Raw genomic sequence first — 23,976 nt, 5'->3', positions numbered from 1 at the left:
TCATGGTATTGCGCGCACTGGAAGAGGTGGTCGAACGCTCAGAGGCCAAAACGGTGATTCGCGTTTTGGGTGTCGGTGGCGCAGGGTGTAACGCGGTCGATCACATGATTCGGGAAGGCGTCGCGGGTGTCGAATTTGTCGCCGTCAATACCGATTCCCAAGCCCTCTCCCGGGCTTTGGCTCCAACGAAACTGCAATTGGGGAAGAGTGGCCTGGGGGCTGGCTCAAAGCCGGAGGCGGGCCGGGAAGCGGCGTTTGAAAGCCGTGACAAAATCGCCGAGGTGCTCGACGGCGCCCACATGATCTTTCTTACCGCCGGCATGGGGGGAGGGACGGGAACGGGTGCTGCGCCGGTGATCGCGGAGATCGCCAAAGAGATGGGGATATTGACGGTTGCGGTGGTCACCAAACCCTTTGAGTTCGAGAATCGCGATCGCGTCGCCGAAAGCGGGATCGAAGAGCTCACCCGCCACGTCGATTCCCTGATTGTCGTTCTGAACGACCGACTGCTCGAAGTCTATGGCGATGACGCCTCGCTCGACGAATGTTTCAAAGCGGCCGATGATGTGCTCAAAAATGCCGTCGCAGGGATTGCCGAGATCATCAACGTCCCGGGGATGGTCAATGTCGACTTTCAGGATGTGCGCACGGCGATGGCCGAGATGGGACGGGCGATGATGGGGTCGGCGGAGGCGAGCGGGGTCGATCGCGCCCGGATCGCCGCCGAGCAGGCGGCTGTGAGCCCGCTCCTCGAAGGAACTGAACTTTCGGGTGCGCGCTGCGTGTTGATCAACATCACCGCCACCCGAAGTTCCCTCAAGATGAGCGAAGTGCGAGACGCTGTTCGTGCCATTCAAGGTTTTGCCGCGCCAGAGGCGTTTGTCAAGTACGGAACCGTTTTCGACGATTCGATGGAAGATCGAATTCGGGTCACGGTCGTTGCCACCGGTTTGGGAGCGGGTCGGCGAAGCGCTGCGAGCGAACATTGGGAAGAGGCGCGCGCGACCGGCACCTACGGCTCCTCTGTGGGTGCGAACGGCGCTCCCCCCGCCCGGCCTCAAGTAGGTACGACGGTTGAGGCGAATAAAGCGATTCGTTCGCCCCGAGGAGCCCCGCGCAAAACGGTCCGCTCTTTCGTCGATCATCTGACCCAGAACCGCGGTATCGACCGACTCGACATCCCCGCGTTTCTTCGCAAACAGAACGATTGAGGCTCTTCGGTGATCGCGCAACGAACCCTTGCCCGTCCTGCCGAGACGGTTGGCGTGGGGCTTCACAGCGGCGTCAAAGTGACGTTGCGGCTCGAACCCGCGCCGCCCGATTCGGGGATCCGGTTCGTTCGCATCGATCACCATCCGGAAGTGGAGATCCCCGTTACCGCCGATGCGGTGAGTGAGACGCGGCTCTGTACCGGGGTGGGGCGCGGCGGCGTCACCGTCGGGACGATCGAACACCTCCTCTCGGCGCTTGCGGGGGTCGGCGTCGACAACGTGAGAATCCTGGTCGATGGCCCAGAGGTCCCGATCATGGATGGGAGCGCCGCGCCGTTTGTCTTGCTCCTTCTTGAGGCAGGAACCGTTGCGCAGCATGCGCCGCGCCGCTTTTTGCGCGTCACCCAAACGATCGAGGTGCGCGAAGGGGAGAAGTGGGCGCGGCTCGAACCCTTTGACGGCTTTCGTTTGAGCTTCCAGATCGCGTTCGACCACCCGGCCATTGCGGCGAGCAAGACCGAAGCAACGGTCGATTTCGCTGAAGAGAGCTATCTCCAGGCGGTGGCGCGGGCGCGGACCTTTGGGTTTGTCCATGAGGTCGAGCAGCTGCAGCAGATGGGTCTCGCGCGGGGTGGCAGTCTCGACAACGCGGTCGTGCTCGACGAATACCGGGTGCTCAACGCCGGCGGGCTCCGCACGGGCGACGAATTTGTCCGCCACAAAATTCTCGACGCGATCGGTGACCTCTATGTGCTTGGGCACCCGCTCCTTGCTCACTACCGGGCGTTCAAGTCGGGCCATGCCCTCAACAACCGCTTGATCCGCGCGCTTTTAGCCGATGCGCGTGCCTGGGAGTGGGTGACCTTTACCGACGATCCAGCGCAGGGAGAGTTTCTCCCCTGGCCCCATCGTCGTCCCGCCCTTCTTCCATTGCCGCAATTAAGGGCTTTGCCGCTCCCGTGATCGCTTTTCGCCTTATCCTCGTCGTTACCGTCGTCGCGGCGATCGCTTTGGTGACCGCTTTTTTGTTGACCGGTGAGCGGCGGTGGGCCCAGTGGGCAGGTCGGATCGCTCTAGGGGGCGTTGCGCTTCTGCTGCTCTATCTCCTCCTCTTTCTCCTCGAGCGGCTCATCGCTCTTTGAAGCTCTCCGCTCCAACCAGCGAGCGAGCGAAACCGCTAGGGGCTCATCGGAAGGGATTTGCGTGAGGAACTCCTGAAGCGCTGCAACCGCAGCGGGTGAAAGCGCGCGTGGTGCCCCCCTTTCGGACCCTGCATCTCCTATCTGGGGAAGTTGTTCGGCAAGTTCCGGGCGGACGCGCCAGCGAATCGCTGCGATGGGAAATCCGCGGCGGTTGAGCTCGGCAATGAGCGTCGGGGTCATCTGCTTCAATTTGGCGACCACCAGCGCCGACGGGCTCATCACCGTGAGTTGCCCCGCATCAAACCGCCCAACAGCCAAATGGGCGCACCATTCAGGAGGCAAAAGTTCGTTGAGCGCCCGACGCACCTGCCACAGCCACAGCCCTTGCCGTTGCAGTTCGCGCAAGCGGTCTTCACCGGCAAGCGCCTCAGGAAGTCGCTGAAAGGTCATGATACACTTCGCTTTTGACGCGTAGCAGCACGGAATTTAGCATGATCGGCAACCTTTTGAAAAAGATTTTCGGTAGTCGCAACGACCGGCTGATCAAAGAGTACCGCAAGGTGGTCGAGCGGATCAATGCGCTTGAGCCCACGGTCGCTTCGTTGAGCGATCAGGAGCTCCAGGGTAAGACGGCGGAGTTCAAAACGCGGCTCGAAAATGGCGAGAGTCTCGACGCCCTTTTGCCGGAGGCGTTTGCAGTGGTGCGGGAGGCTGGAAAACGGGTCCTCGGGATGCGCCACTTCGAAGTCCAGTTGATTGGCGGCATTGCGCTCCATCAGGGAAAGATTGCCGAGATGCGCACCGGTGAAGGAAAGACCTTGGTCGCAACGCTTCCGTCGTACCTCAACGCGCTCACCGGCAAAGGGGTCCATGTCGTGACCGTCAACGACTACCTTGCCCGACGGGATGCCGAGTGGATGGGGCGATTGCACCGCTTCCTTGGGCTCACAGTCGGCGTCAATTTACCGGGAATGGACCATGCTGCCAAGCAGTCTGCCTACCGCTGCGACATCACCTATGGGACGAATAACGAATTTGGTTTCGATTTCCTGCGCGACAATATGGTCTACCGCCCTGAGGATCGCGTCCAACGGGGGCTTTACTACGCGATCGTCGACGAGGTCGACTCGATCCTGATCGATGAGGCGCGCACCCCGCTCATCATCTCCGGGCAAGCCGAGGATCACACCGAGCTCTACGTCAAAATCAACGCGATCATCCCTTACCTCACAGAACAGAAGATGGCCGAGGGGGAGGTGGTTGAGGCGGGCGACTACACCGTCGACCTCAAAGCGCGCCAGGTGCTGTTGACCGAACAGGGGTTTGAAAAGGTCGAGCGCATCCTCGCGCAGCACGGGTTGTTGCCGGAAGGCTCGAGCCTCTATGACCCTCGCAACATCACACTGATGCACCACCTCTTTGCCGCGTTGCGCGCGCACGCCCTCTTTCACCGCGACCAGCACTACGTCGTGCAAGATGGTGAAATCATCATCGTCGACGAATTCACCGGTCGCTTGATGCCCGGGCGGCGCTGGTCGGAGGGGCTTCATCAGGCGATCGAAGCGAAAGAGGGGGTGCCGATCCGCGCCGAAAACCAGACGCTCGCGTCGATCACCTTCCAGAACTATTTCCGCATGTACGAAAAACTGGCGGGGATGACCGGTACCGCCGACACCGAAGCCTACGAATTCCAGCAGATCTACGGCTTGGAGACGGTGATCATCCCCACCAACCGCCCAATGATCCGCATCGACGAGAACGACCGCATCTACCGCACCGCCAAAGAGAAGTGGCAGGCGGTGGTCGAGGAGATCGAAGCGTGCCGCGCCCGTGGCCAACCGGTCCTCGTCGGGACGACTTCGATCGAGGTGAACGAATTCCTCTCGGGGCTTCTCAAGAAAAAAGGGATTCCGCATCAGCTGCTGAACGCCAAACAGCACGCGCGGGAAGCGGAGATCATTGCTCAGGCAGGTCGCCCGGGGATGGTGACGATCGCCACCAACATGGCGGGCCGCGGCACCGACATCATTCTCGGCGGCAATATCAAACCACAGGTGGAAGCGATCGCCAACGACCCCCATCTCTCCGACGAGGAGAAAAAGGCGCGGATCACGGCGCTCGAACAGGAGTGGCAAGAGAACCACCGCAAAGTGATCGAAGCGGGGGGGCTCAGGATCATCGGGACGGAACGGCACGAATCGCGCCGGATCGACAACCAGTTGCGCGGGCGCGCCGGCCGGCAGGGCGACCCCGGTTCGTCGCGCTTCTATCTTTCGCTCGAGGACCCGCTCCTTAAAATCTTCGCTGGCGACCGACTCAACGCGCTGATGGTGCGCCTCAAGATGCCGGAGGGGGAGGCGATCGAGCACCCGATGGTGACGCGGGCGCTCGAGACCGCGCAGCGCCGCGTCGAGCAGCACAACTTCGATATCCGCAAACAGCTCCTCGAGTACGACGACGTCGCCAACGAACAGCGCAAAGTCCTCTATGCGCTACGCAACGAAGTGGTGGATGCCGAGTCGGTTGCCGAGATGATCGACGAGATGCGCGCCGGCGTCTTGACCGACACCTTCCGCACCTATGTCCCGCACGACAGCATCGTCGAGCAGTGGGATCTTGCGGGACTCGAGAAGGCGCTCGAAGGGGAGTTCGCTCTTCCTCTGCCGATTCAAGGGTGGCTCGAAGCGGAACCCGATTTGAGCGACGAAGCGATGCTCGCCCGGATTCTGGCTGAGGCCGATCGGGTCTACGCCGAGAAAAAGGGGTTGGTCGACCCGCATGCTTGGGCCCAATTCGAACGGTCGCTGCTGCTCCAGAGCATCGATCAGCACTGGCGCGAGCATCTTGCGGCGTTGGACCACCTGCGCCAAGGGATTCATCTGCGGGGCTACGCCCAGAAGAATCCGAAACAGGAGTACAAACGCGAGGCGTTCGAACTCTTTGAAGCGATGCTCGAGGCGATCCGGCGCGATGTCGTCCAGATTCTCATGACCGTTCGCATCCAAGCCCCCGAGGCGGTCGAGGAGGTGGTTCAGCACGAGCCGGAACTCCAGGCGGTGCACTACGAACATCCGGAGGTTGCGAGTGCTCCTTCCGCGCAGAACGACGCCCAAGAACCCGCTGCCAAAGGGGAGCCGCTTCGCCATGCGCTCCCGAAAGTGGGGCGCAACGACCCCTGTCCGTGCGGTTCGGGGAAAAAATACAAACATTGTCATGGCCGGTTGGTGTAAAACCGGCCCTGTTGCGAGAGGAGCAGTCGATGGCTGTGAATCTGGAATTTCACCCTGAAACTTTACTCGCGGTTCCCGGTGTACGCGTCGGAACGACAGAGGCGGGGATTCGCAAAGCGAACCGGCGCGATCTCACTGTAATCGCGTGCGACGAAGGGACGATCGCGGCAGGGGTCTTTACCCGGAACCGTTTCTGTGCGGCGCCGGTCGAGATCTGTCGCCGCCATCTTGCGGCCACCGCTGGTCGCGTCCGGGCGCTTGTGATCAACACCGGTGTTGCGAACGCGGGAACGGGCGCTGCGGGGCTACGCGATGCCGAGCGTACCTGCGCCGCTGTCGCCGAGGCGCTTGCCATCCCCCCTGAGACGGTACTCCCCTTTTCCACGGGGGTGATTCTCGAGCCGCTCCCCGTTGCGAAGGTGGAGGCCGCGCTGCCGCGCGCGATCGCTGCGCTCACCCCCTCCGGTTGGGCCGCAGCGGCCGAAGCGATCATGACCACCGATACGGTGCCCAAGGGGGCGAGCCGCACCGTCACCCTCTCGGATGGGAGTAGCGTGACGCTTACCGGCATCAGCAAAGGGGCGGGGATGATCCGGCCGAACATGGCGACGATGCTCGGCTTCATCGCCACCGACGCGCGGGTTGCCCCGGGGTGGCTCGACGCGCTGGTCCGGGAGGTCGCTGACCGGTCGTTCAACGCCATTACCGTCGATGGCGATACCTCCACCAACGACTCGTTCGTCGTCGTCGCGACCCGCCGCACCGGACCCGAGCTCACGGGGGATGGCCCCGACTCCGAGCGCTTTCGTGCCGCGCTCACCTCGCTTGCCGAATGGCTCGCCCAGGCGATTGTCCGGGATGGGGAAGGTGCCACCAAATTCGTCACCATTGCCGTCGAGGGGGGGCGAAACCGTGACGAGTGCCGCCAGGTTGCCTATGCGGTGGCCCATTCGCCGCTCGTAAAAACCGCGCTCTTTGCCTCCGACCCGAACCTCGGGCGGATCCTCGCGGCGATCGGCTACGCTGGAATCAGCGACCTCGACTCTTCGCAGGTGCGCGTCTGGCTCGCGAACGGAGAGGAAACGACCCTCGTTGCTGAAGCGGGCGGCCGTGCGGCGAGCTATGAGGAGGAGGTCGCTTCCCGCATCATGAAGGCCGCTGAGCTCACGATCCGCATCGATCTGGGGCGGGGTTCCGCCGCGGCAACCGTCTGGACCTGCGACCTCTCCTACGATTACGTCAAGATCAATGCCGAATACCGCAGTTGAGGGCCTTTGCGATGACTGAATCCCAACAATCTCCTTCTTTTCCCTTCTTTCCTGCCGCGCCGAGTGACGTGACGCTTTCCCCCCACGCGACCCTCTTTGCCCTTTCGCCGCTCGATGGGCGCTATGCCGCAAAGCTCGACCCTCTGCGGTCGATCTTCTCAGAGTGGGGGCTCATCCACGCGCGGGTCTGCGTCGAGGTAGCGTGGCTTCTGCACCTCTCAGCCACCCCAGAGATCGCCGAAGTGCCGCCGCTTGATGAGGCCACCCGAACGGAGGTCGAACGGCTTGCACGCGACTTCTCGGCAGCCGACGCTCAGCGCATCAAGGCGATCGAGCGCGAAACCAACCACGACGTCAAAGCGGTCGAATATTGGCTGAAGGAGCGGTTGGCGGTGCTGCCGCAGCTTTCCGCCGCGAAAGAGTTCGTCCATTTCGCCTGTACGAGCGAAGACATCAACAACGTCGCCCATGCGCTGATGCTCGCGGCTGGCCGGCGCGTTGTGCTTGCGCAACTTGACGCGGTGGTCGCAACGCTGCGCACCATGGCGCATGAGCACGCCGACCTCGCGATGATGGCGCGGACCCACGGTCAGCCCGCGAGCCCGACGACGCTTGGCAAAGAGCTCGCCAACATCGTCGCGCGTCTCGAGCGTGCGCGGGCGGGGATCGCGGCAGTGGCGCTCACTGCCAAGTTCAACGGCGCGGTCGGGAACTACAACGCCCACCTCGCTGCCTACCCAGAGCTCGACTGGGAGGCGATCAACCGCCGCTTCATCGAGTCGTTGGGGCTCACTTTCAACCCCTACACCATCCAGATCGAGCCGCACGACGCGATTGCCGAACTCTCCGATGCGATTGCCCGCACCAACACCATCTTGATCGATGCGGCACGCGACATCTGGACCTATATTTCGCTCGGCTACTTCCGCCAGCGACTCAAAGCGGGCGAAGTAGGCTCGTCGACGATGCCGCACAAGGTCAATCCCATCGACTTCGAAAATGCTGAAGGGAATCTGGGGGTGGCGAATGCCCTTTTTCGCCACTTTGCCGAGAAGCTCCCGATCTCGCGCCTGCAGCGTGACCTCAGCGACTCGACGGTGCTGCGCAACCTCGGCGTTGCTTTTGGCCACACGCTCCTGGCGCTCGACAGTTTCGCCAAAGGTTTGGCGAAACTCGACGTCGACGCCGCGGCGATTGCTTCTGACCTCGACGACGCTTGGGAGTTGCTCGGCGAAGCGGTGCAGACGGTGATGCGCCGTTATGGCCTCCCCAACCCCTACGAACAGCTCAAAGCGCTCACCCGGGGTCAGAGAATCACCCCCGAACGGCTGCGCGAATTCGTCAGCAGCCTGCCGCTCCCCGAAGCGGTCAAGTCGCGCCTGCTGGCGATGACGCCGGGCGACTACACCGGGAAAGCGAGCGAACTAGCCCGACGAGTCTGACGCGCGTTGCTCGATCAGGCTGGTGCGTAGCTGCACGGGCATCTGGGTTGCGAGCTCGAGCGCACTCTTCACCCCGAGTTTCTCGAAGAGATGGCCCCGATGGACCTCTACTGTGCGCACCGTAATCCCGAGCCGCTCAGCGATCGTCTTCGCTGGTAGCCCTTGAAGCGTCAAGGAGAGCACTTCGCGTTCGCGTTCAGTCAATTTGGCCACCCCTTCTGTCCAACGCGCTTCGCGCTGCCGCTCTTCCCAGAGGTGCGCTTCGAAGCGGATCGCCTCCCCGAGCTTGGCCACCAGCAGATCCCCGCTGATCGGCTTTTCGAGGTAGTCAAACGCGCCCTGTTTGAGCGCGACGACAGCGCTCGGCACATTGCCGTGCGCGGTGAGAAAAAGGATCGGGAGCGTGTAACCGTGGTGGCGAAGGAGCGCCTGGCCGTTGAGGCCATCTATTTCGGGCATCCGAAGATCCATCACGACGACGCCTCGGGCTGTGGCGGGTGTGGCTGCAAGGAAGGCGGCCACAGAGGGAAAATCGCGCACTGAGAAACCGCGCGCTGCAAGCATCCAGCGCAGCGCTTCCCGGACGTCGGCGTCGTCGTCGATGAGAAAGATCGGTACCTGGGGGCTCATCGCTGCTCCGCCGTCCGATGAGTGCCCAGTTCTGGCGGTTGCAGGGGTTGCACCTCCTGGTGAGGAGAAGCACAGGGGATGAGGAGTGTTGCCACCGTCCCCCCGTCCGGGTGTCGTTCGACCCGCAACTGCCCGCGATGGGCTTCGACCACAGAGCGGGTCACCCACAATCCCAAGCCCACTCCGTCGGGTTTGTGGGTGACAAACGCCTCCCCAAGCTGTTCCCACTCCTTCTCGACCAAACCGGGTCCCCAGTCGCGCAGGGTGATCTCGACCATGCGCTCGGCCTGGTGTGGCCGCCACGAGAGTGTGACTCGATGGGCGATCGCATCTGGTTCGGCAGCTGCTTCGATTCCGTTGATCAGCAGATTGGCGATCGCTTGTTGGAAGAGGATCGCATCGACATGAACGACAACCTCCTCTGCCGCTTCGATCATGATGTGCACGCCACTTCGTCGTGCCAGCGGCTCGACCAGTTGCACGACCTCGGCAACGAGGGCGGGCAGGGGATGGGGGGCGTAGAGCGGCTCTCGGTGGCGACTGAAGTGGCGGATTCGCCGAACCACCTCCCCGGCACGCAGCGCCTGACGTTCGATCGCCGCAAGCGCCTCTTCGACAGCTGGGGAGGTCGCCGTCTCTCTCCCTTGGGCGGAAAGCAGGTGGCGCGCGCCACTCGCGTAGCTGGCGATCGCCAGCAGGGGTTGGTTGAGCTCGTGGGCGATCGCCGCGGCCATCTCCCCCAAGGTGATGAGGCGCGCCTGGGCAGCAAGTCGGCTGCGCTGCCACTCCATTTCGCGCTCTTTCTGTCGCTGTTCGGTGACGTCGATCACCGACGCCATCCAGCCGATCTGGTCCCCGTCACCGTCGACAAGAGGGGCTTCAAATATGAGTGCTTCAAGCGGTCGGCCATCTTTTCGGCGAAAGAGAATCTCAAAACCCCCGCTCGGGCCCTCACCGGCGAGAATCTGGCGGTGCAACGTTTCGGTCCGCTCCCGTTCTTGGGGATCCCAGTAGGGCATGGGAGGGGCGCGGCCGATCAACTCGTCGGCGGAAAAACCGGTCATCGCGCAGAAGGCGTCGTTGACGTAGAGGATTGTTCCGTTCCGATCCCGCGCGCGAAGTCCAACCGTCAGTGAGTTTTCCATCGCGCGGCGGAAGGCGACTTCATCCTTCAATGCTTTGAGAGCCTTGAGGCGCGCTTGAGTGGCCTGAGCAGCAAAGCCGATCGCGGCCACCGCCGCCAAACCCAACGTCAAACTTGCCGCCAGCAGCAGGCGCTGGGCAAAGGGAGTGACGGGAGGATCTCCGGCCAGTTCAACCATCCACTCCACCCCGGGAAGGGTGACCACCGTGCGGTAGCGTGACTCTGGGCTACGGCTATTGCGCGTCGCCCCGCGCTCGGCGAGGAGTTCGCCCTGGGCGTCGTAGAGTGCGGCATGGTAGTGCTGCAAAATCCACCATGGCGCCTGCGCGAGGAGCTCGGAGAGATCGATGTGCGCGGCGAGCGCAAGGCCGTTGCCGAGCGATTGGCACCAGACGAGTCGCGGTTTTGCATCGGGAGCAGCGGAGAAGGACCAGGGGTGGGGCGCGGTGCAGGGCAGAGGGTTTTCTGCTGCGGCGACCATTTCAAGGCGTGTCAGTTCGCTGTGCTGACGAAAGAGAAGCCCCTGCGTCACACTGAAGGAGAGTGCCCCCTCAGGGGCCGAAAGCGCCTCTTTGGCACTTTTCAATTTATTGTGCAGATCTTCGAGCTGAAAGATCAAATACTGACGCAGCCACAGGGTGTCTTGAATGCGTTGCTGAGAACGCTGCTCCGCGATGCTGCGCCACTGGTAGAGGGCGGTGGCGGCCAAGGCAAGAAGGAGGGCGAGCATGGCGACAAGCGGCGGCCAGAAGAGGGGGCTTTGGCGGGAGACGCCAGGCATAGTGGAATTCCACAATAGCGTTTCGTACAGGATTGTCGCATAATGACCGGCGACAGTATCCTGGAGAGTGCTGATGAAGGTGCGTTCCTTCCTCAACCACTTGGAAGAGTGGTCGATCGGTTTTCTGTTGCTGCTCACCACCGTGGTGATTTTTGTGGCGGTCGTGCATCGGTACCTCAGCGGGGTGTCGATCCCCTATCTTCAAGATTGGCTCTTGGCACGCGATTTCGGTTGGGCGCAGGAATTCGCCCTGATCTGTGCTGCGTGGATGGCCAAAATCGGCGCGGCGTATGGGGTGCGGACCGGCATCCACGTCGGGGTCGACCTCGTCACCGAGCGGGCAACGGGCGTGACGCGGCAAGTGCTGGTCACTTTGGGGCTTTCAGCGGGACTGCTCTTCTGCGTTTTGACCGCCTGGTTCGGTACCCGCTTTGTCTGGGAGAACGGCATGGCCTACGCGTTCTACACCGCCGTGGGGGTAGACCCTGGGCCCTACTTTGAAGGGCCGATTACGCCCGACCTCGAGTGGCCGACATGGGCGGTCTATTCGGTGATTCCGTTGGGCGGCGCATTGATGGCGTGGCGCTTTCTCGAGGTGTTGCTCCGCTTTTGGCGAAGTGGCGAACTGCCTCGCCACCAGGTGGCCCATGTTGCCGGGCTGGAGGAGGCGTAAATGAACGCGGCAATGCTTTTCGGTCTCCTTTTCCTTTTGATGGCGATCGGTATGCCGATCGGGGTCGCGCTCGGCCTCACCGTCTTCCTCTTCATGGGGGTGATGGCGAACGTCCCCCTCGAGTCGGTGACGCTCAAGATGTACTCCGCGGTGGAGAAATTTGAGCTCCTTGCGATCCCTTTTTTCATCCTTGCTGGAAACTTTTTGACGAGTGGCGGAGTAGCACGGCGCATGATCCGCTTCGCGAACGTCATGGTCGGCCACATCACGGGGGGGCTTGGGATGACCGCGGTCGCGGCGTGCGCGCTCTTTGCCGCGGTCTCTGGCTCCTCGCCAGCGACGGTGCTCGCGATCGGCTCGATCCTCATCCCGGCGATGTTGAAGCAAGGATTCTCCCGCCGGTTTGCCATCGGCACGGTCGCCTCCGCCGGCGGTTTGGGGATTCTCATTCCCCCGTCGATCGTGATGGTGATGTACGCGGTGACCACCAACTCGTCGATCGGGGCGCTCTTCATGGCTGGAGTGATTCCCGGGCTTGTTTTGACGCTGATGTTGGCGGCGACCACCTGGTGGCAAGCGAAGAAGAACGGCTTCCCCCGGCAACCCAAAGCGTCGTGGTCGGAGCGGTGGGCGGCGTTCCGCGACGCTACCTGGGGGTTACTCCTTATCGTGATCGTCATGGGTGGCATCTACGCCGGGATCTTTACCGCCACCGAGGCGGCGGCGATGAGCGCCGTCTATGCCGCCGTGATCGCGCTCTTTGTCTATCGCGACCTCAGATGGCGCGACGTGCCGCGGGTGTTGATCGATTCGGCCAACATGGCGTCGATGCTCTTCTTCATCATCTCCGGAGCGGTCCTCTTCTCGTTCATCCTCACGAGCGAACAGATTCCCCAGCGCCTGGCGCAACTCATCATCGATCTCGGGCTTGGGCCGGTTGGGTTTCTCCTGATCGTCAATATCCTGTTGCTCCTAGCGGGTAGCCTGATGGAACCGAGCTCGATCATTCTCATCTTGGCGCCGATCCTCTTTCCCGTCGCGGTCGCTCTGGGCATCGACCCGGTCCATTTTGGCGTCGTCGTTACTGTGAACATGGAGATCGGGATGATCACGCCGCCCGTGGGGTTGAACCTCTTTGTCGCGAGCGGCATCACCCGTGCAGGGCTCACCGAGGTGAGCGTTGCGGTGGTGCCGTGGCTCATGACGATGTTGCTGTTCCTGGTTTTGGTAACCTACTGGCCAACGCTCTCGTTGTGGCTGCCGCGGGCGTTGGGGATGATGTAACGGCAGCCTTTCATCGGAGGTGACTATGAAAGTGAGAGGACTACTGGTGGCACTCGCTGTTGCCGGCATTGTCGTCGCCGCGCACGGGGCGGAGCCGATCGTGATCAAATTCAGCCACGTCGTTGCTGAAGATACGCCGAAGGGAAAAGGGGCGCTCAAGTTCAAGGAGCTCGCGGAAAAATATACCCATGGGGCGGTGAAGGTCGAGGTCTATCCGAACAGCACCCTCTACAAAGACAAAGAGGAGCTCGAAGCGCTGCAACTTGGGGCGGTTCATCTTCTTGCCCCGTCGCTCGCCAAATTTGGACCGTTGGGGGTGCGGCAGTTCGAAGCGTTCGACCTTCCTTACATCTTTGATGGCTATGATGATCTCCACAAGGTCACCTATGGGCCGGTCGGGAAGAAGCTTCTTGAGGCGCTCGAACCGAAAGGGATCAAGGGGCTCGCCTATTGGGACAACGGCTTCAAAGTCTTTTCGGCCAACAAACCGCTGCGTAAGCCTGAGGATTTCAAAGGGTTGAAGATGCGCATCCAATCCTCGAAGGTGCTCGAAGCGCAGATGCGGGCGCTTGGGGCGCTACCCCAGGTGATGGCCTTCTCCGAAGTCTATCAGGCGCTGCAAACGGGGGTGGTCGATGGGACCGAAAACCCGCCCTCGAACCTCTATACCCAGAAGATGCACGAGGTGCAGAAGTATGTCACCCTCTCCGACCACGGCTATCTCGGTTACGCGGTGATCGCCAACAAGCGCTTCTGGGAAGGGTTGCCTGCCGAGATCCGCACGCAGCTCGAGAAGGCGATGCAGGAAGCGACCGAATACGCCAATGCGATCGCGAAGGAGGAGAACGACAAGGCACTTGAGGCGGTTCGTAAGGCTGGGACGAGCGAAATCATTGAGCTGACCCCAGACGAGAAGCTCGCGCTCAAGAAGGCGCTGATTCCGGTGCACGAGGAGATGGCGTCGCGGATTGGCAAAGAGACGATCGAAATGATCTATCAGGCCACCGGTTTCGATCCGAAGAAGATGCGGTAAGGAGGAATGCCTGAATCCGTGCTTTCGACTTGGCCGTCAATCGGCGCACGGGTTCAGGCTGTTACCCTTCTCTTCACGCTCCGTCAAGGAGCGCTGCTGAGTTTCCGCGTCTGCAATGACGCGTTCGAAATCCCAGACGTTAAACCACTGCCTCCTCTTTCTTACGTTCCGGCTTGATGAGCGACTCGCGCGTCACCCCCAGCCACATCACGAGCGCCGCGGAGACGAAGATCGACGAGTAGATGCCGAAAAGGATCCCGATCGTGAGCGCCAACGCAAAGTTGTAGAGGGTCTCCCCGCCAAAGATCAGGATCGAGAGGACCATTGCGAGGGTGCTGCCGTGGGTGATCACGGTCCGCGACATCGTCGAGGTGATCGCGTGGTCAAGGAGCGCCGCAGTGGAGACTGCACCTCTGCTCGCCCGCATCTTCTCCCGAACGCGGTCGAAGATCACCACCGTTTCATTTACCGAGTAACCGAGCACGGCGAGCACCGCGGCAAGGACCGGGAGCGAGAACTCCCATTGAAACAAAGAGAAAAAGCCGATAATAATGACCACATCGTGGAGGTTGGCGATGATCGCGGCGATCGCGAAGCGCCACTCGAAGCGAAATGCGAGGTAGATCACAATCCCAACCACCACGATCAAGAGCGCCAACGCACCGTTTGTCGCCAGCTCTTGACCCACTTGCGGTCCGACGAATTCGACGCGGGTAATCGTCACTGCCGGGAGGTTTTCGGCAAAGAGGCGACGCAAACGATCGGCGACCTGCTCAGGGGGAAGCTCATCGTGTTGCGCGAGGCGCACAATCGCCTCTTTGGTCGAACCAAAATGTTGCACCTGCGCCTCAGGAAAACCGTTGTTGGCAAAGAGGGTACGAAGCGGTTCGAGCGCGATCGGTTCGCTGCTGCGCACCTCAACGAGCGTTCCCCCAGTGAATTCGATCGAGAGGTTGAGACCGCGCACGACGAGGCTTGCGACCGCAACCAGAAAGAGCGCGATCGAGATCACGTTGAAGAGGAGCGCATGGCGCATGAAGGGGATGTCTGCGCGGGGGCGAAAAAATTCCATGGCACGGTCCCTTTAACCGATCCGAATACGTGAAATGCGTTGCTGACCCCCATAGACCCCATTGACCATCCAGCGCGAGACGAGCACCGCACTGAAGATCGAGGTGAGGATCCCCAGCACATGGACCACGGCAAAGCCACGTACCGGCCCCCAACCGAAAATGAGGAGGGCGAGGCCGGCGATCAGCGACGTGATGTTGGAGTCCAAGATGGTATCGAACGCCCGGTCGTAGCCGGCAGCGATCGCGAGCTGCGGTGAGACACCCGCACGGAGCTCCTCACGAATCCGTTCGTTGATGAGGACGTTGGCATCGATCGCCATCCCCAGGGTAAGCGCTACTGCAGCGATCCCGGGGAGGGTCAGCGTGGCTTGGAGGAGCGAGAGGAGTGCGACGAGCAACACGAGGTTGACCAAAAGGGCGATGACCGAGATTACGCCGATCACCTCGTAATAGACGGTCATGAAGAGCGCGATCGCAATCAAACCGTAGAGCGTGGCCTTGACCCCCCGTTCGATATTCTCTTTCCCAAGGCTCGGCCCGATCGTCCGCTCTTCGACGATGCGCATCGGGGCGGCGAGGCTTCCGGCGCGCAAGAGGAGCGCAATGTCGCGCGCCTCGGCGGTGGTCATCGCGCCGGAGATCTGCACCCGTCCGCCACCAATTTCGGTACGGATCACGGGGGCGGTGACCACTTCGGCAACGCCGCGATCGATCAAGAGAATTGCCATCCGTTTGCCTACATTTTCCCGGGTGACGTCGCGGAAGATCCGTGCGCCAGCGGCGTCGAGGGTGAGGTGAACGGCGGGCTCCTGGGTTTGACTGTCGAACCCGGGTTGGGCGTCGGTGAGCCGCTCGCCGGTCAGCACCACGTCGCGCTTGACCAGGATCGGCCGGCCGTTGCGCTCATAGAGGAGCTCTGTGCCCGGCGGGACGCGGCCTGCGAGCGCTGCCTCGAGTGCTCCCGGAGTTTCGTCGACCATCCGCACCTCGAGCGTCGCGGTTCGGCCGAGGATATCTTTCGCCTTCGCCACATCTTGGACGCCCGGGAGCTGAACCACGATGCGGTTCGCACCCTGTTGCTGGATCACCGGTTCGGCAACCCCCAGTTCGTTGATGCGGTTGTGGAGCGTCGTGATGTTCTGTTTGAGGGCGAACTCCCGAATCGTCTTCTCTGCTGACGGGGTGAGCCGCGCGACGAGACGAACCTCGTCGGGGGACTCGCTCAGGTCAAAGGTGAGCTCAGGGAAGGTCTTTGCGAGCACCGTGCGGGCCCGTTGGCCGGTCTCCAGTTCGGCAAACCGGGCAACGATCGTGTTGCCTTGCCGACTGATACCACGCGAGCGGATCTGTTCCGATCGAAGCGTCGACCGGATGTCCGCAGCCAAAGCGTCGAGCCGCTGCGCAATCGCCCCCTCCATATCGACTTCGAGGAGAAAGTGAACGCCACCGCGGAGGTCAAGCCCAAGGTACATCGGTTTCGCGCCGATCGCGAGCAACCACTTCGGCGCACCGGGGATGAGGTTGAGCGCGACGATGTAGCGCGGTTTTTTGGGGTCGCTGTTGAGCGCTGCGTCGATCAGGTCACGGGCTTTGAGTTGAGTTTCGGTATCGGCAAACCGCACTCGCAAACCGTCGGGGTCGCGGTCAAAGCCGTTCGCAGTCACCCCCGCCTCTTTGAGCGTCTCGACAATGCGCGTTTCGACCTCGGTGACGTTCCACGGGCTACCGGCCTTGATCGGTGCGACCTGCACCGCGGGAATCTCCCCGAAGAGGTTGGGAAGGGCGTAGAGGACGCCTGCCGCAATCACGAGCAGGATCAGGATCGTTTTCCACAGCGGAGTGCGGTTCATAGACGCAGCGCTTTCGCAGAGTTAGAGGTGTTTGACCGTCCCTTTGACCAATACCGCGACGATCGTTGGCTTTTGGACCACCACTTCGACCCCTTTGGCGATCTCCACCGTAACCCATTGGTCATCTAAAGCACGCACGATGCCGATGATCCCCCCTTGGGTGAGGACCTCGTCGCCCACCTTGAGCGCTTCGAGCATCTGCTTGTGTTCTTTTGCCCGTTTCATCTGGGGACGGATCATCAAAAACCAGATGATCACAAACATCAAGATGAGCGGCAGAAGCTGCATGAGACCCCCCGTTGGGTCGGCAGCGTTGGCTGCTTGAGCGTAGGCGTTGTTGATCCACATGGTTCAAGCTCCCAAAAAAAGTCATTGTAACATCGGCACGTCCCAGATCGGCGAAGGCATGTGGCTCAGTGCCGCACTAAGGTGAGATAATTCGTCTCATTCACACCCAAAGGAGCGAGAAAATGAACATCACTACAGCACTTCTTCATGCGCTCAAAGCCAACGGTGCCCAGCAGATTTTTGGTATCCCGGGCGATTTTGCGCTTCCCTACTTTCGAATCATCGAAGAGAGCCGAATCTTACCGCTCTACACTTTTTCTCATGAACCCGGCGTCGGCTTTGCCGCCGACGCTGCGGCCCGTTACCACGGCGGTCTGGGGGTTGCGGCAGTCACCTACGGTGCCGGCGCCCTCAATATGGTCAATGCCGTTGCTGCAGCCTACGCAGAAAAGTCGCCGGTTGTGGTGATCTCAGGGGCGCCGGGCGCTCGGGAAGCGAGCTCTGGCCTCTTTCTTCATCACCAAGCCAAGACGCTCGATTCGCAGTATCGGATCTACCAGGAGATCACCTGCGACCAAGTCCGTCTCGACGACCCGGCCACAGCACCGCAAAGGATCGCACAGGTTTTGGCGAGCGCGAAGCGCCATTCGCGACCAGTCTACATTGAACTCCCGCGCGACCTGGTTGCCGCGCCCTCTGACCCTGTGCCGCCGCTTCCCCCGACGAGGTATGACCCAGAAGCAGTGGCGGCGTGTGCCGACGAAATTCTGCAGCGACTTCGCTCGGCAAAACAACCGGTGCTGCTCGTTGGCGTTGAGGTGCGGCGCTACGGCGTGGAGCGCGCAGTGGCTGAGCTCGCCAAACGGCTGGGTGTTCCAGTGGTCACCAGCTTCATGGGGCGTGGCCTGTTGGCGGACGCCGAAGCGCCGCTCCTCGGCACCTACATGGGGATCGCGGGGGATCCGGAGATCACCCGTCTGGTCGAAGAGAGCGATGGACTCTTTCTGCTGGGGGTGATCCTTTCTGATACCAACTTTGCTGTATCCGAGAAGCGCATTGACCTGCGGCGAACCATGCACGCTTTTGACGGCGAAGTGCGTATCGCCCACCATCGCTATCCCGAGATTCCGCTCGATCGGTTGGTTGCGGCCCTGCTGGAGCGGACTCCCGATCGCGGGGAGCGTTTCCAACCGGCGAAACGGAACTATCCTACCGGGTTGGTTGCCGATGACGCTGCGATCACGCCGCAAGCGATTGCGACCGCAGTCAATGACCTGATTGCCGCCCACGGCCAGATCCCCCTTGCCGCCGATACCGGGGATTGCCTCTTTACCGCGATGGAGATCGTCCATACGGCGCTGGTTGCGCCGGGTTACTACGCGACGATGGGGTTTGGCGTTCCCGCCGGGATGGGGATCTGCGCGTGTGGCGAGCGGCCGATCATTCTGGTTGGGGATGGTGCCTTTCAGATGACGGGTTGGGAGTTGGGGAACTGTCGGCGCTATGGGTGGGATCCCATTGTGATTGTGCTCAACAACGCCAGTTGGGAGATGCTTCGCGCCTTCCAACCCGAATCGCGCTTCAACGATCTCGACGATTGGCACTTTGCCGCGATGGCCGAAGGGATGGGGGGCGACGGGGTGCGTGTCCGGACCCGACGGGAACTGAAAGCGGCGCTTGATCGCGCATGGCGCACCCGCGGCCGCTTCCAGCTGATCGAAGCGATGATTCCCCGGGGCGCGATGTCCCCGACGCTTGCCCGCTTTGTCGCCGGCGTGAAACGGCTCAGTAGCTCGGCCTAAAATCTAAAATCCCACGCGCAGGAGCTGACGCACCGGCGCACCCCTGATCGCTTGCTCCATTCGGGTACAATTGCCCCTGTTGACTGGAGAGGGGCGGGTACAGACGATGGCGATACTGGTCACGGGTGGCGCTGGTTTCATCGGCAGCAATTTCGTCCTGACGTGGCTTGCCGAACGCGACGAGCCGGTAGTGACGCTCGACGCGCTCACCTACGCCGGCAACCTCGACAACCTTGCAGAGGTGCTCAACGACCCCCGCCACACCTTTGTCCACGGCGACATTGCCGATCAGTCGCTCGTTGCCCAGCTCCTTGCTGAACACCAGATCCGCGCGGTGATCCATTTCGCCGCCGAGTCGCACGTCGACCGCAGCATTCTCGGCCCCGAGGCCTTTGTCCAGACCAACGTCGTCGGCACCTTCCGCCTCCTCGAGGCGGCGCGTGCCTACTGGCAGCAGCTGCCTGACGCGGCACGGCATTCGTTTCGCTTCCTCCACGTCTCGACCGACGAAGTCTACGGCACCCTCGGGCCGAACGATCCCCCCTTCACCGAGACGACCCCCTACGCGCCGAACTCCCCCTACGCGGCGAGCAAAGCGGGGTCCGACCACCTCGTGCGCGCCTACCACCACACCTATGGGCTTCCGACCCTCACCACCAACTGCTCGAACAACTACGGCCCGAGGCAATTCCCCGAAAAGCTCATTCCCCTCTGTCTCCTCCGAGCGCTTGCCGGCGAGCCGCTCCCGATCTACGGGGATGGCCAACAGATCCGTGACTGGCTCTACGTTGAAGACCACTGCGCTGCGGTGCGGCGGGTGCTCGACGCCGGAACCCCCGGCGAGACCTACAACATCGGCGGGTGGAACGAACAGACGAACCTCTCCGTGGTCGCCACCCTCTGCGACCTCCTCGACCGCCTTCAACCGCGCCCGGACGGTCGCTCCTACCGCGAACAGATCACCTTTGTCGCCGACCGTCCGGGCCACGACCGGCGTTACGCGATCGACGCGCGCAAAATCGCCCGCGAACTGGGCTGGAAACCTGCGGAGAGTTTCGCGAGTGGCCTGGAGAAGACCGTGCGCTGGTACCTCACCCACCGCGACTGGGTCAAGCGGGTGAGGAGTGGCGCCTACCGCGAGTGGGTCGAGCGCCAATACGCGCACCGTCCCGTTGGGGAGGCGCGATGAGTCGGCCGAAGCTGCTGCTCCTTGGCCGCACGGGGCAGGTCGGTTGGACGTTGGCGCCGCGGCTTGCGCTCGACTACGACCTGATCGCTCCCGATCGCCAAACGCTCGACCTCACCGACTTGGCAGCCGTCGAGCACTTCCTTGCGGCAACGCGACCGGCGGCGATCGTCAACGCCGCTGCCTACACCGCGGTCGACCGCGCCGAAAGCGAACCCGCGATCGCCTACCGGCTCAATCGCGACCTCCCCGCGCTGCTCGCAGCGTGGTGCCAAGCGAACGGTGCGGCGCTGCTGCACTACTCGACCGACTACGTCTTCGACGGCACCCTCGATCGCCCCTATCGCGAAGACGACCCCCCCGCCCCGTGCAACACCTACGGGGCGAGCAAACTGGCCGGTGAGGAGATGATCCGGGCAAGCGGTGCGCGCGCCGTGATTCTCCGCGTCTCCTGGGTCTTTGGCCCGCACGGCAATAACTTCCTGAAAACAATGTTGCGGCTTGCGCGCTCGCGAAAGGAGCTTGCGGTGGTCACCGACCAGATCGGTGCGCCGACCGGGGTGGAGTTGATCGCTGCGGTGAGTGAACGGCTCCTTGCCCGGCTCCTCACGCCCGAAATCGCGCTCCCCCCGCTCCTCCATTTGACACCGCAAGGGGAGGTGAGCTGGTACCATTACGCGCAATACCTCTTGACCTGTGCGGCGCGCTACGGTTGGCCGCTTGCCGTTGCCCCGGAAGCGATTCGGTCGATCACCACTGCCGACTACCCCACGGCAGCAGCGCGGCCGCACAACTCGCGTCTCGACACGACACGCCTCCGCCAGCTCCTCGGCATCACCCTCCCGCCGTGGCAAGAGGAGGTCGCGCGCACGGTCGAGGTGCTCGTCCACTGCTGCGCGACGGGGTGAAATGCACGTGCGATCATCGGTGGCAGAAGAAACGACCAGGGAGCGAAAATGACACCCTCTTCCCCTGCAGCGCCGACCCCTCTTGTCGGCTTACCCTACGCCTTTACGCAACGCACGAGTACGCGCAAAGGGATCGTCCTTGCCGGCGGCTCGGGAACGCGGCTCTATCCGAGTACGCTGGCGGTTTCGAAGCAGCTCCTGCCGCTCTATGACAAACCGATGGTCTATTATCCCCTCTCGACGCTGATGCTGGCGGGGATTCGCGACATCCTCCTCATTTCGACGCCGCAGGATACGCCGCGCTTTACGCAACTGCTGGGCGACGGCAGCCGCTGGGGGATCCACCTCTCCTACGCGGTTCAGCCCAAACCCGAAGGAATTGCCCAGGCGCTCGTGATCGCCGAACCGTTCCTCGCGGGGGCGCCGTGCGCGTTGGTGCTGGGCGACAACGTCTTCTATGGCCACGACCTGCAGACGCTCTTGGTCTCCGCCGACCTGCGCACGACTGGCGCGACCGTCTTTGCCTACCACGTGACCGACCCCGAGCGTTACGGCGTGGTCGCCTTTGACTCCGCGGGGCGGGCGGTCGACATCGAAGAGAAGCCGGCGAAGCCCAAATCTGCTTACGCGGTGACCGGGCTCTACTTTTACGACGCGACCGCCTCTGACCGCGCGAAGAACTTGCGACCGTCGGCGCGCGGGGAACTCGAGATTACTGATCTCAACCGCAGCTATCTCCAAGGGGGGCAACTGCACGTCGAGGTGATGGGGCGGGGGTATGCTTGGCTGGATACTGGCACCCACGATTCGCTCTTGGATGCGGGGCAATTTATCGCGACGATCGAGCGGCGGCAGGGGCTCAAAATCGCTTGTCCGGAAGAGATCGCCTGGCGCCAAGGGTGGATCGACGACGCGACGCTCCTCTCTGAGGCCGAGCGGCTCGGAAAGAGCGGCTACGGGGCGTATCTCCGCCGACTGCTGCAAACGAAATAGGGTGCGAATGATGCGCGTAATCACTACTGACATTCCCGACCTCTTGATCCTCGAGCCGGTCGTTTTTGGCGATGAGCGGGGCTATTTCTTTGAAGCGTTTCACCACGAGCGCTTCTGCCGAGCGGTGGGTCAGGAGGTTCGTTTTGTCCAAGACAACGAATCGCGCTCGAAACGGGGGGTGTTGCGTGGGCTCCATTACCAACTCCCACCGCGCGCCCAGGGCAAACTCGTACGCTGCGTCGAAGGGGCGATCTTTGACGTCGCCGTCGACATTCGCCGGCGTTCCCCCACCTTTGGTCGTTGGGTAGGGGTGGAGCTTTCTGATGCCAACAAACGGCAGCTGTGGATTCCCGCGGGGTTTGCCCACGGTTTTCTTGCCCTCACTGACGCCGCGCGGCTCCTCTACAAGACTACTGATTACTACGCCCCTGAATGCGACCGCGCGATCGCGTGGAACGATCCAACGCTCGCGATCGCGTGGCCCGAGCTCGACGTGCCGCTCACGATCTCGGCGAAAGACCAGGTGGCACCCATGCTCCACAGCGCTCAGCTTTTTGATTGAGCAGGCAGCAGGCTGCTAACCCCCGCGCTGAGGAGCGGAGGTCGAATCCGTTGCGATCCACTCCGGGCGGCGTGTCGCAGCGGCGAGCTGTGCGAGCGTTCCTCGGGTTTCAGCCAAAAAGCGCGCAAGCTCCGCTTTCGGCAGCGGCTCTGGCCCGGGGAGGCGCACCGTTTGCGGGTTATAGGGTTTCTCTTGAATGCGGACTTCGTAGTGAAGGTGTGGCCCTGTGGCCATCCCCGTTGCGCCAACAAAGCCGATCACCTGCCCTTGCTGGATCTTTTTCCCCGGGGTGAGCCCAGGGGCGAAACCGGAGAGGTGGCCGTACCGGGTCTCGTAGCCACTGCGGTGCTGGAGGACCACGAGGTTCCCGTAACCCCCTTTCCACCCTTTGAAGAGGACTCGACCGTCAGAAGCGGCGAGCACCGGTGTTCCGGTCGCAGCGGCAAGATCGAGCCCGACGTGGTGTTTGAGCTCGCCGGTCACGGGGTGGGTGCGCACCCCAAAAGTGGAGCTCACGCGGGTAAATTTGAGGGGGTAGCGCAAAAAACCGCTCCCGAGCATCTTGCCGTCGGGGGTGTAGAAACCGGTTTCGCCCTCCCGGTTGGTGTAGCGCAGAACCTGGTAGCTCTTCCCTTGATTGGTAAACTCAGCGGCGACGATGTCACCGACGATCGGCTCACCCGTCGCGTCGAGGCGGGTCTCATAGAGGACGACGAACGAATCGCCGACGCGGAGATCGCGAGAGAAGTCGATCTCGGTGCCGAAGACTTCGGCAAGGCGGCTGGCAATCTCGTACGGCAGGCCGATCTCGTCGGCGGTGGCAAAAAGGGATGAGGTGATCACCCCCTCTTTGACCTCCAGAAAGGGGAGGTGATCGTTACCCTCGGTCGCCTTTTTGAGGGTAAAGCGGTCACCTTCACGCTCGATCACCACCCGTTCCCCGCGGGTGAGCGGGAGGAGCAGGAGGTCGACCTTTCCTTCGCTGCTGCGTTTGACCGTGACGGTTCCGTTACCGAGGAGCCGCCGGTGCAGCGTCCGCGCTTCAGGGGCGACCAGCGTGTAGTTGAGGAGCTCGCTGTCGTTTGCCCCAATGCGGGTCAACAGCTCTTCCAGTGACTCCCCGTGCTTGAGGCGGTCACGGACAACAATCGAAAACTCCTCCGCTGGCTCAACTTGGAGCGAGATCGGGGGAAGTGAGGCGATCACCTCTTGCGGGGTAGGGGCCGTTTGTGCAGGGTCGATCGCAGCGACCGCAAGCCCCAAGGTGGCCGACACCCCCGCTAGGGTGAACCAGAAGGGGGGGCGGAGCAAAAAGGGTGGGGTCATCGCCTCCTCCATCATTGCGCACACAAGATAAAAAATTGTAGCGCAATTTTGTTGACACCGATCGAGAAAGGGCGTATTGTAGATCCTGTGCTGCATTTGTGCGGCACAAGCGAAGAGGGCTCTGCCCTGATTTAATTGATGTTCGTAAGG

Annotated in this window: 21 protein-coding genes; 14 read left to right on the top strand and 7 right to left on the bottom strand. The window is 62.1% G+C overall.

Features of this window, described 5'->3' with window-relative positions; all coding sequences use genetic code 11:
- Positions 1–2: 2 nt before the first annotated feature.
- Genes ftsZ through ACYQ6T_RS00845 form a run of 3 tightly spaced genes read left to right on the top strand, consistent with a single transcriptional unit; the run spans position 3 to position 2,353 of the window.
- Positions 3–1,211, top strand: a complete 1,209-nt coding sequence (gene ftsZ / locus ACYQ6T_RS00855) for a cell division protein FtsZ (protein WP_459826493.1) — start codon at positions 3–5, stop codon at positions 1,209–1,211.
- Positions 1,212–1,220: 9 nt separating this feature from the next.
- The gene (gene lpxC / locus ACYQ6T_RS00850) at positions 1,221–2,174 is read left to right on the top strand and encodes a UDP-3-O-acyl-N-acetylglucosamine deacetylase (RefSeq protein ID WP_459826491.1); all 954 of its coding nucleotides are present in this window, start codon (positions 1,221–1,223) and stop codon (positions 2,172–2,174) included.
- Positions 2,171–2,353 (top strand): hypothetical protein, encoded by a 183-nt coding sequence (locus ACYQ6T_RS00845; RefSeq protein ID WP_459826489.1) that lies wholly within the window; start codon positions 2,171–2,173, stop codon positions 2,351–2,353. The genes lpxC and ACYQ6T_RS00845 overlap by 4 nt, the downstream gene beginning before the upstream one ends.
- On the opposite strand, the gene ACYQ6T_RS00840 is transcribed toward ACYQ6T_RS00845, so the two are convergent.
- The gene (locus ACYQ6T_RS00840; RefSeq protein ID WP_459826487.1) at positions 2,285–2,803 is read right to left on the bottom strand and encodes a DciA family protein; all 519 of its coding nucleotides are present in this window, start codon (positions 2,801–2,803) and stop codon (positions 2,285–2,287) included. The two genes, ACYQ6T_RS00845 and ACYQ6T_RS00840, sit on opposite strands and share 69 nt — an antisense overlap.
- Positions 2,804–2,844: 41 nt before the next feature.
- Between ACYQ6T_RS00840 and secA the strand changes: the two genes are divergently transcribed.
- From secA to purB, 3 genes are all read left to right on the top strand, one after another.
- The gene (gene secA, locus ACYQ6T_RS00835) at positions 2,845–5,583 is read left to right on the top strand and encodes a preprotein translocase subunit SecA (protein ID WP_459826486.1); all 2,739 of its coding nucleotides are present in this window, start codon (positions 2,845–2,847) and stop codon (positions 5,581–5,583) included.
- Between the two features lie 29 nt (positions 5,584–5,612).
- The gene (gene argJ, locus ACYQ6T_RS00830) at positions 5,613–6,851 is read left to right on the top strand and encodes a bifunctional glutamate N-acetyltransferase/amino-acid acetyltransferase ArgJ (RefSeq protein WP_459826484.1); all 1,239 of its coding nucleotides are present in this window, start codon (positions 5,613–5,615) and stop codon (positions 6,849–6,851) included.
- 68 nt (positions 6,852–6,919) lie between these two features.
- Positions 6,920–8,293: an adenylosuccinate lyase gene (gene purB / locus ACYQ6T_RS00825; protein WP_459826544.1), complete on the top strand. Its 1,374-nt coding sequence runs from the start codon at positions 6,920–6,922 to the stop codon at positions 8,291–8,293.
- Here purB and ACYQ6T_RS00820 read toward each other — a convergent pair.
- Positions 8,276–8,923 carry a response regulator transcription factor gene (locus tag ACYQ6T_RS00820; RefSeq protein ID WP_459826482.1) on the bottom strand — a complete coding sequence of 216 codons (648 nt, stop codon included), beginning with the start codon at positions 8,921–8,923 and terminating at the stop codon, positions 8,276–8,278. The genes purB and ACYQ6T_RS00820 overlap by 18 nt on opposite strands.
- On the bottom strand, positions 8,920–10,848 hold the full coding sequence (locus ACYQ6T_RS00815) for a two-component system sensor histidine kinase NtrB (protein WP_459826480.1): 1,929 nt from the start codon (positions 10,846–10,848) through the stop codon (positions 8,920–8,922). The genes ACYQ6T_RS00820 and ACYQ6T_RS00815 overlap by 4 nt, the downstream gene beginning before the upstream one ends.
- A gap of 73 nt (positions 10,849–10,921) precedes the next feature.
- On the opposite strand from ACYQ6T_RS00815, the gene ACYQ6T_RS00810 reads away from it, so the two are divergent.
- Genes ACYQ6T_RS00810 through ACYQ6T_RS00800 form a run of 3 tightly spaced genes read left to right on the top strand, consistent with a single transcriptional unit; the run spans position 10,922 to position 13,838 of the window.
- Positions 10,922–11,521 carry a TRAP transporter small permease gene (locus ACYQ6T_RS00810; RefSeq protein WP_459826478.1) on the top strand — a complete coding sequence of 200 codons (600 nt, stop codon included), beginning with the start codon at positions 10,922–10,924 and terminating at the stop codon, positions 11,519–11,521.
- A complete protein-coding gene (locus ACYQ6T_RS00805) occupies positions 11,522–12,805 on the top strand; it encodes a TRAP transporter large permease (RefSeq protein WP_459826476.1) in 1,284 nt (427 codons plus the stop codon).
- A 25-nt stretch (positions 12,806–12,830) separates the two neighbouring features.
- Entirely contained in the window at positions 12,831–13,838 is a 1,008-nt protein-coding gene (locus ACYQ6T_RS00800) for a TRAP transporter substrate-binding protein (RefSeq protein WP_459826474.1), read from the top strand.
- 139 nt (positions 13,839–13,977) lie between these two features.
- Here ACYQ6T_RS00800 and secF read toward each other — a convergent pair whose 3' ends face one another.
- Genes secF through yajC form a run of 3 tightly spaced genes read right to left on the bottom strand, consistent with a single transcriptional unit; the run spans position 13,978 to position 17,109 of the window.
- Positions 13,978–14,910 carry a protein translocase subunit SecF gene (secF, locus tag ACYQ6T_RS00795; protein WP_459826472.1) on the bottom strand — a complete coding sequence of 311 codons (933 nt, stop codon included), beginning with the start codon at positions 14,908–14,910 and terminating at the stop codon, positions 13,978–13,980.
- 12 nt (positions 14,911–14,922) lie between these two features.
- The gene (gene secD, locus ACYQ6T_RS00790) at positions 14,923–16,761 is read right to left on the bottom strand and encodes a protein translocase subunit SecD (RefSeq protein WP_459826470.1); all 1,839 of its coding nucleotides are present in this window, start codon (positions 16,759–16,761) and stop codon (positions 14,923–14,925) included.
- Between the two features lie 21 nt (positions 16,762–16,782).
- Positions 16,783–17,109 (bottom strand): preprotein translocase subunit YajC, encoded by a 327-nt coding sequence (gene yajC, locus ACYQ6T_RS00785; RefSeq protein ID WP_459826468.1) that lies wholly within the window; start codon positions 17,107–17,109, stop codon positions 16,783–16,785.
- A 122-nt stretch (positions 17,110–17,231) separates the two neighbouring features.
- Here yajC and ipdC point away from each other — a divergent pair, with 122 nt between their 5' ends.
- From ipdC to rfbC, 5 genes are all read left to right on the top strand, one after another.
- Positions 17,232–18,851, top strand: a complete 1,620-nt coding sequence (gene ipdC, locus ACYQ6T_RS00780; RefSeq protein WP_459826466.1) for an indolepyruvate/phenylpyruvate decarboxylase — start codon at positions 17,232–17,234, stop codon at positions 18,849–18,851.
- Between the two features lie 106 nt (positions 18,852–18,957).
- On the top strand, positions 18,958–20,040 hold the full coding sequence (rfbB, locus tag ACYQ6T_RS00775) for a dTDP-glucose 4,6-dehydratase (RefSeq protein ID WP_459826542.1): 1,083 nt from the start codon (positions 18,958–18,960) through the stop codon (positions 20,038–20,040).
- Positions 20,037–20,945: a dTDP-4-dehydrorhamnose reductase gene (gene rfbD, locus ACYQ6T_RS00770; protein WP_459826465.1), complete on the top strand. Its 909-nt coding sequence runs from the start codon at positions 20,037–20,039 to the stop codon at positions 20,943–20,945. Before rfbB ends, rfbD begins: the two co-directional genes overlap by 4 nt.
- A gap of 48 nt (positions 20,946–20,993) precedes the next feature.
- A complete protein-coding gene (rfbA, locus tag ACYQ6T_RS00765) occupies positions 20,994–21,938 on the top strand; it encodes a glucose-1-phosphate thymidylyltransferase RfbA (protein WP_459826463.1) in 945 nt (314 codons plus the stop codon).
- A 10-nt stretch (positions 21,939–21,948) separates the two neighbouring features.
- Positions 21,949–22,500, top strand: a complete 552-nt coding sequence (gene rfbC / locus ACYQ6T_RS00760; RefSeq protein ID WP_459826461.1) for a dTDP-4-dehydrorhamnose 3,5-epimerase — start codon at positions 21,949–21,951, stop codon at positions 22,498–22,500.
- A 15-nt stretch (positions 22,501–22,515) separates the two neighbouring features.
- Here the strand turns inward: rfbC and ACYQ6T_RS00755 are convergent, their stop codons facing one another.
- A complete protein-coding gene (locus ACYQ6T_RS00755; protein WP_459826459.1) occupies positions 22,516–23,826 on the bottom strand; it encodes a M23 family metallopeptidase in 1,311 nt (436 codons plus the stop codon).
- Positions 23,827–23,976: the final 150 nt, after the last annotated feature.

The sequence above is a fragment of the Hydrogenophilus islandicus genome, assembly GCF_054657095.1.
Note: the sequence above shows the minus strand (reverse complement) of the source record. Positions and strands in the feature narration are given on the sequence as shown.

What these genes read in the sequence shown, in the direction of transcription:
- ftsZ (WP_459826493.1), top strand. Translation starts at nt 3, where the DNA reads ATGGTATTGCGCGCACTGGAAGAGGTGGTCGAACGCTCAGAGGCCAAA.
- ACYQ6T_RS00840 (WP_459826487.1), bottom strand. Translation starts at nt 2,803, where the DNA reads ATGACCTTTCAGCGACTTCCTGAGGCGCTTGCCGGTGAAGACCGCTTG.
- secA (WP_459826486.1), top strand. Translation starts at nt 2,845, where the DNA reads ATGATCGGCAACCTTTTGAAAAAGATTTTCGGTAGTCGCAACGACCGG.
- argJ (WP_459826484.1), top strand. Translation starts at nt 5,613, where the DNA reads ATGGCTGTGAATCTGGAATTTCACCCTGAAACTTTACTCGCGGTTCCC.
- ACYQ6T_RS00820 (WP_459826482.1), bottom strand. Translation starts at nt 8,923, where the DNA reads ATGAGCCCCCAGGTACCGATCTTTCTCATCGACGACGACGCCGACGTC.
- ACYQ6T_RS00815 (WP_459826480.1), bottom strand. Translation starts at nt 10,848, where the DNA reads ATGCCTGGCGTCTCCCGCCAAAGCCCCCTCTTCTGGCCGCCGCTTGTC.
- ACYQ6T_RS00810 (WP_459826478.1), top strand. Translation starts at nt 10,922, where the DNA reads ATGAAGGTGCGTTCCTTCCTCAACCACTTGGAAGAGTGGTCGATCGGT.
- ACYQ6T_RS00805 (WP_459826476.1), top strand. Translation starts at nt 11,522, where the DNA reads ATGAACGCGGCAATGCTTTTCGGTCTCCTTTTCCTTTTGATGGCGATC.
- ACYQ6T_RS00800 (WP_459826474.1), top strand. Translation starts at nt 12,831, where the DNA reads ATGAAAGTGAGAGGACTACTGGTGGCACTCGCTGTTGCCGGCATTGTC.
- secF (WP_459826472.1), bottom strand. Translation starts at nt 14,910, where the DNA reads ATGGAATTTTTTCGCCCCCGCGCAGACATCCCCTTCATGCGCCATGCG.
- secD (WP_459826470.1), bottom strand. Translation starts at nt 16,761, where the DNA reads ATGAACCGCACTCCGCTGTGGAAAACGATCCTGATCCTGCTCGTGATT.
- yajC (WP_459826468.1), bottom strand. Translation starts at nt 17,109, where the DNA reads ATGTGGATCAACAACGCCTACGCTCAAGCAGCCAACGCTGCCGACCCA.
- ipdC (WP_459826466.1), top strand. Translation starts at nt 17,232, where the DNA reads ATGAACATCACTACAGCACTTCTTCATGCGCTCAAAGCCAACGGTGCC.
- rfbB (WP_459826542.1), top strand. Translation starts at nt 18,958, where the DNA reads ATGGCGATACTGGTCACGGGTGGCGCTGGTTTCATCGGCAGCAATTTC.
- rfbD (WP_459826465.1), top strand. Translation starts at nt 20,037, where the DNA reads ATGAGTCGGCCGAAGCTGCTGCTCCTTGGCCGCACGGGGCAGGTCGGT.
- rfbA (WP_459826463.1), top strand. Translation starts at nt 20,994, where the DNA reads ATGACACCCTCTTCCCCTGCAGCGCCGACCCCTCTTGTCGGCTTACCC.
- rfbC (WP_459826461.1), top strand. Translation starts at nt 21,949, where the DNA reads ATGCGCGTAATCACTACTGACATTCCCGACCTCTTGATCCTCGAGCCG.
- ACYQ6T_RS00755 (WP_459826459.1), bottom strand. Translation starts at nt 23,826, where the DNA reads ATGACCCCACCCTTTTTGCTCCGCCCCCCCTTCTGGTTCACCCTAGCG.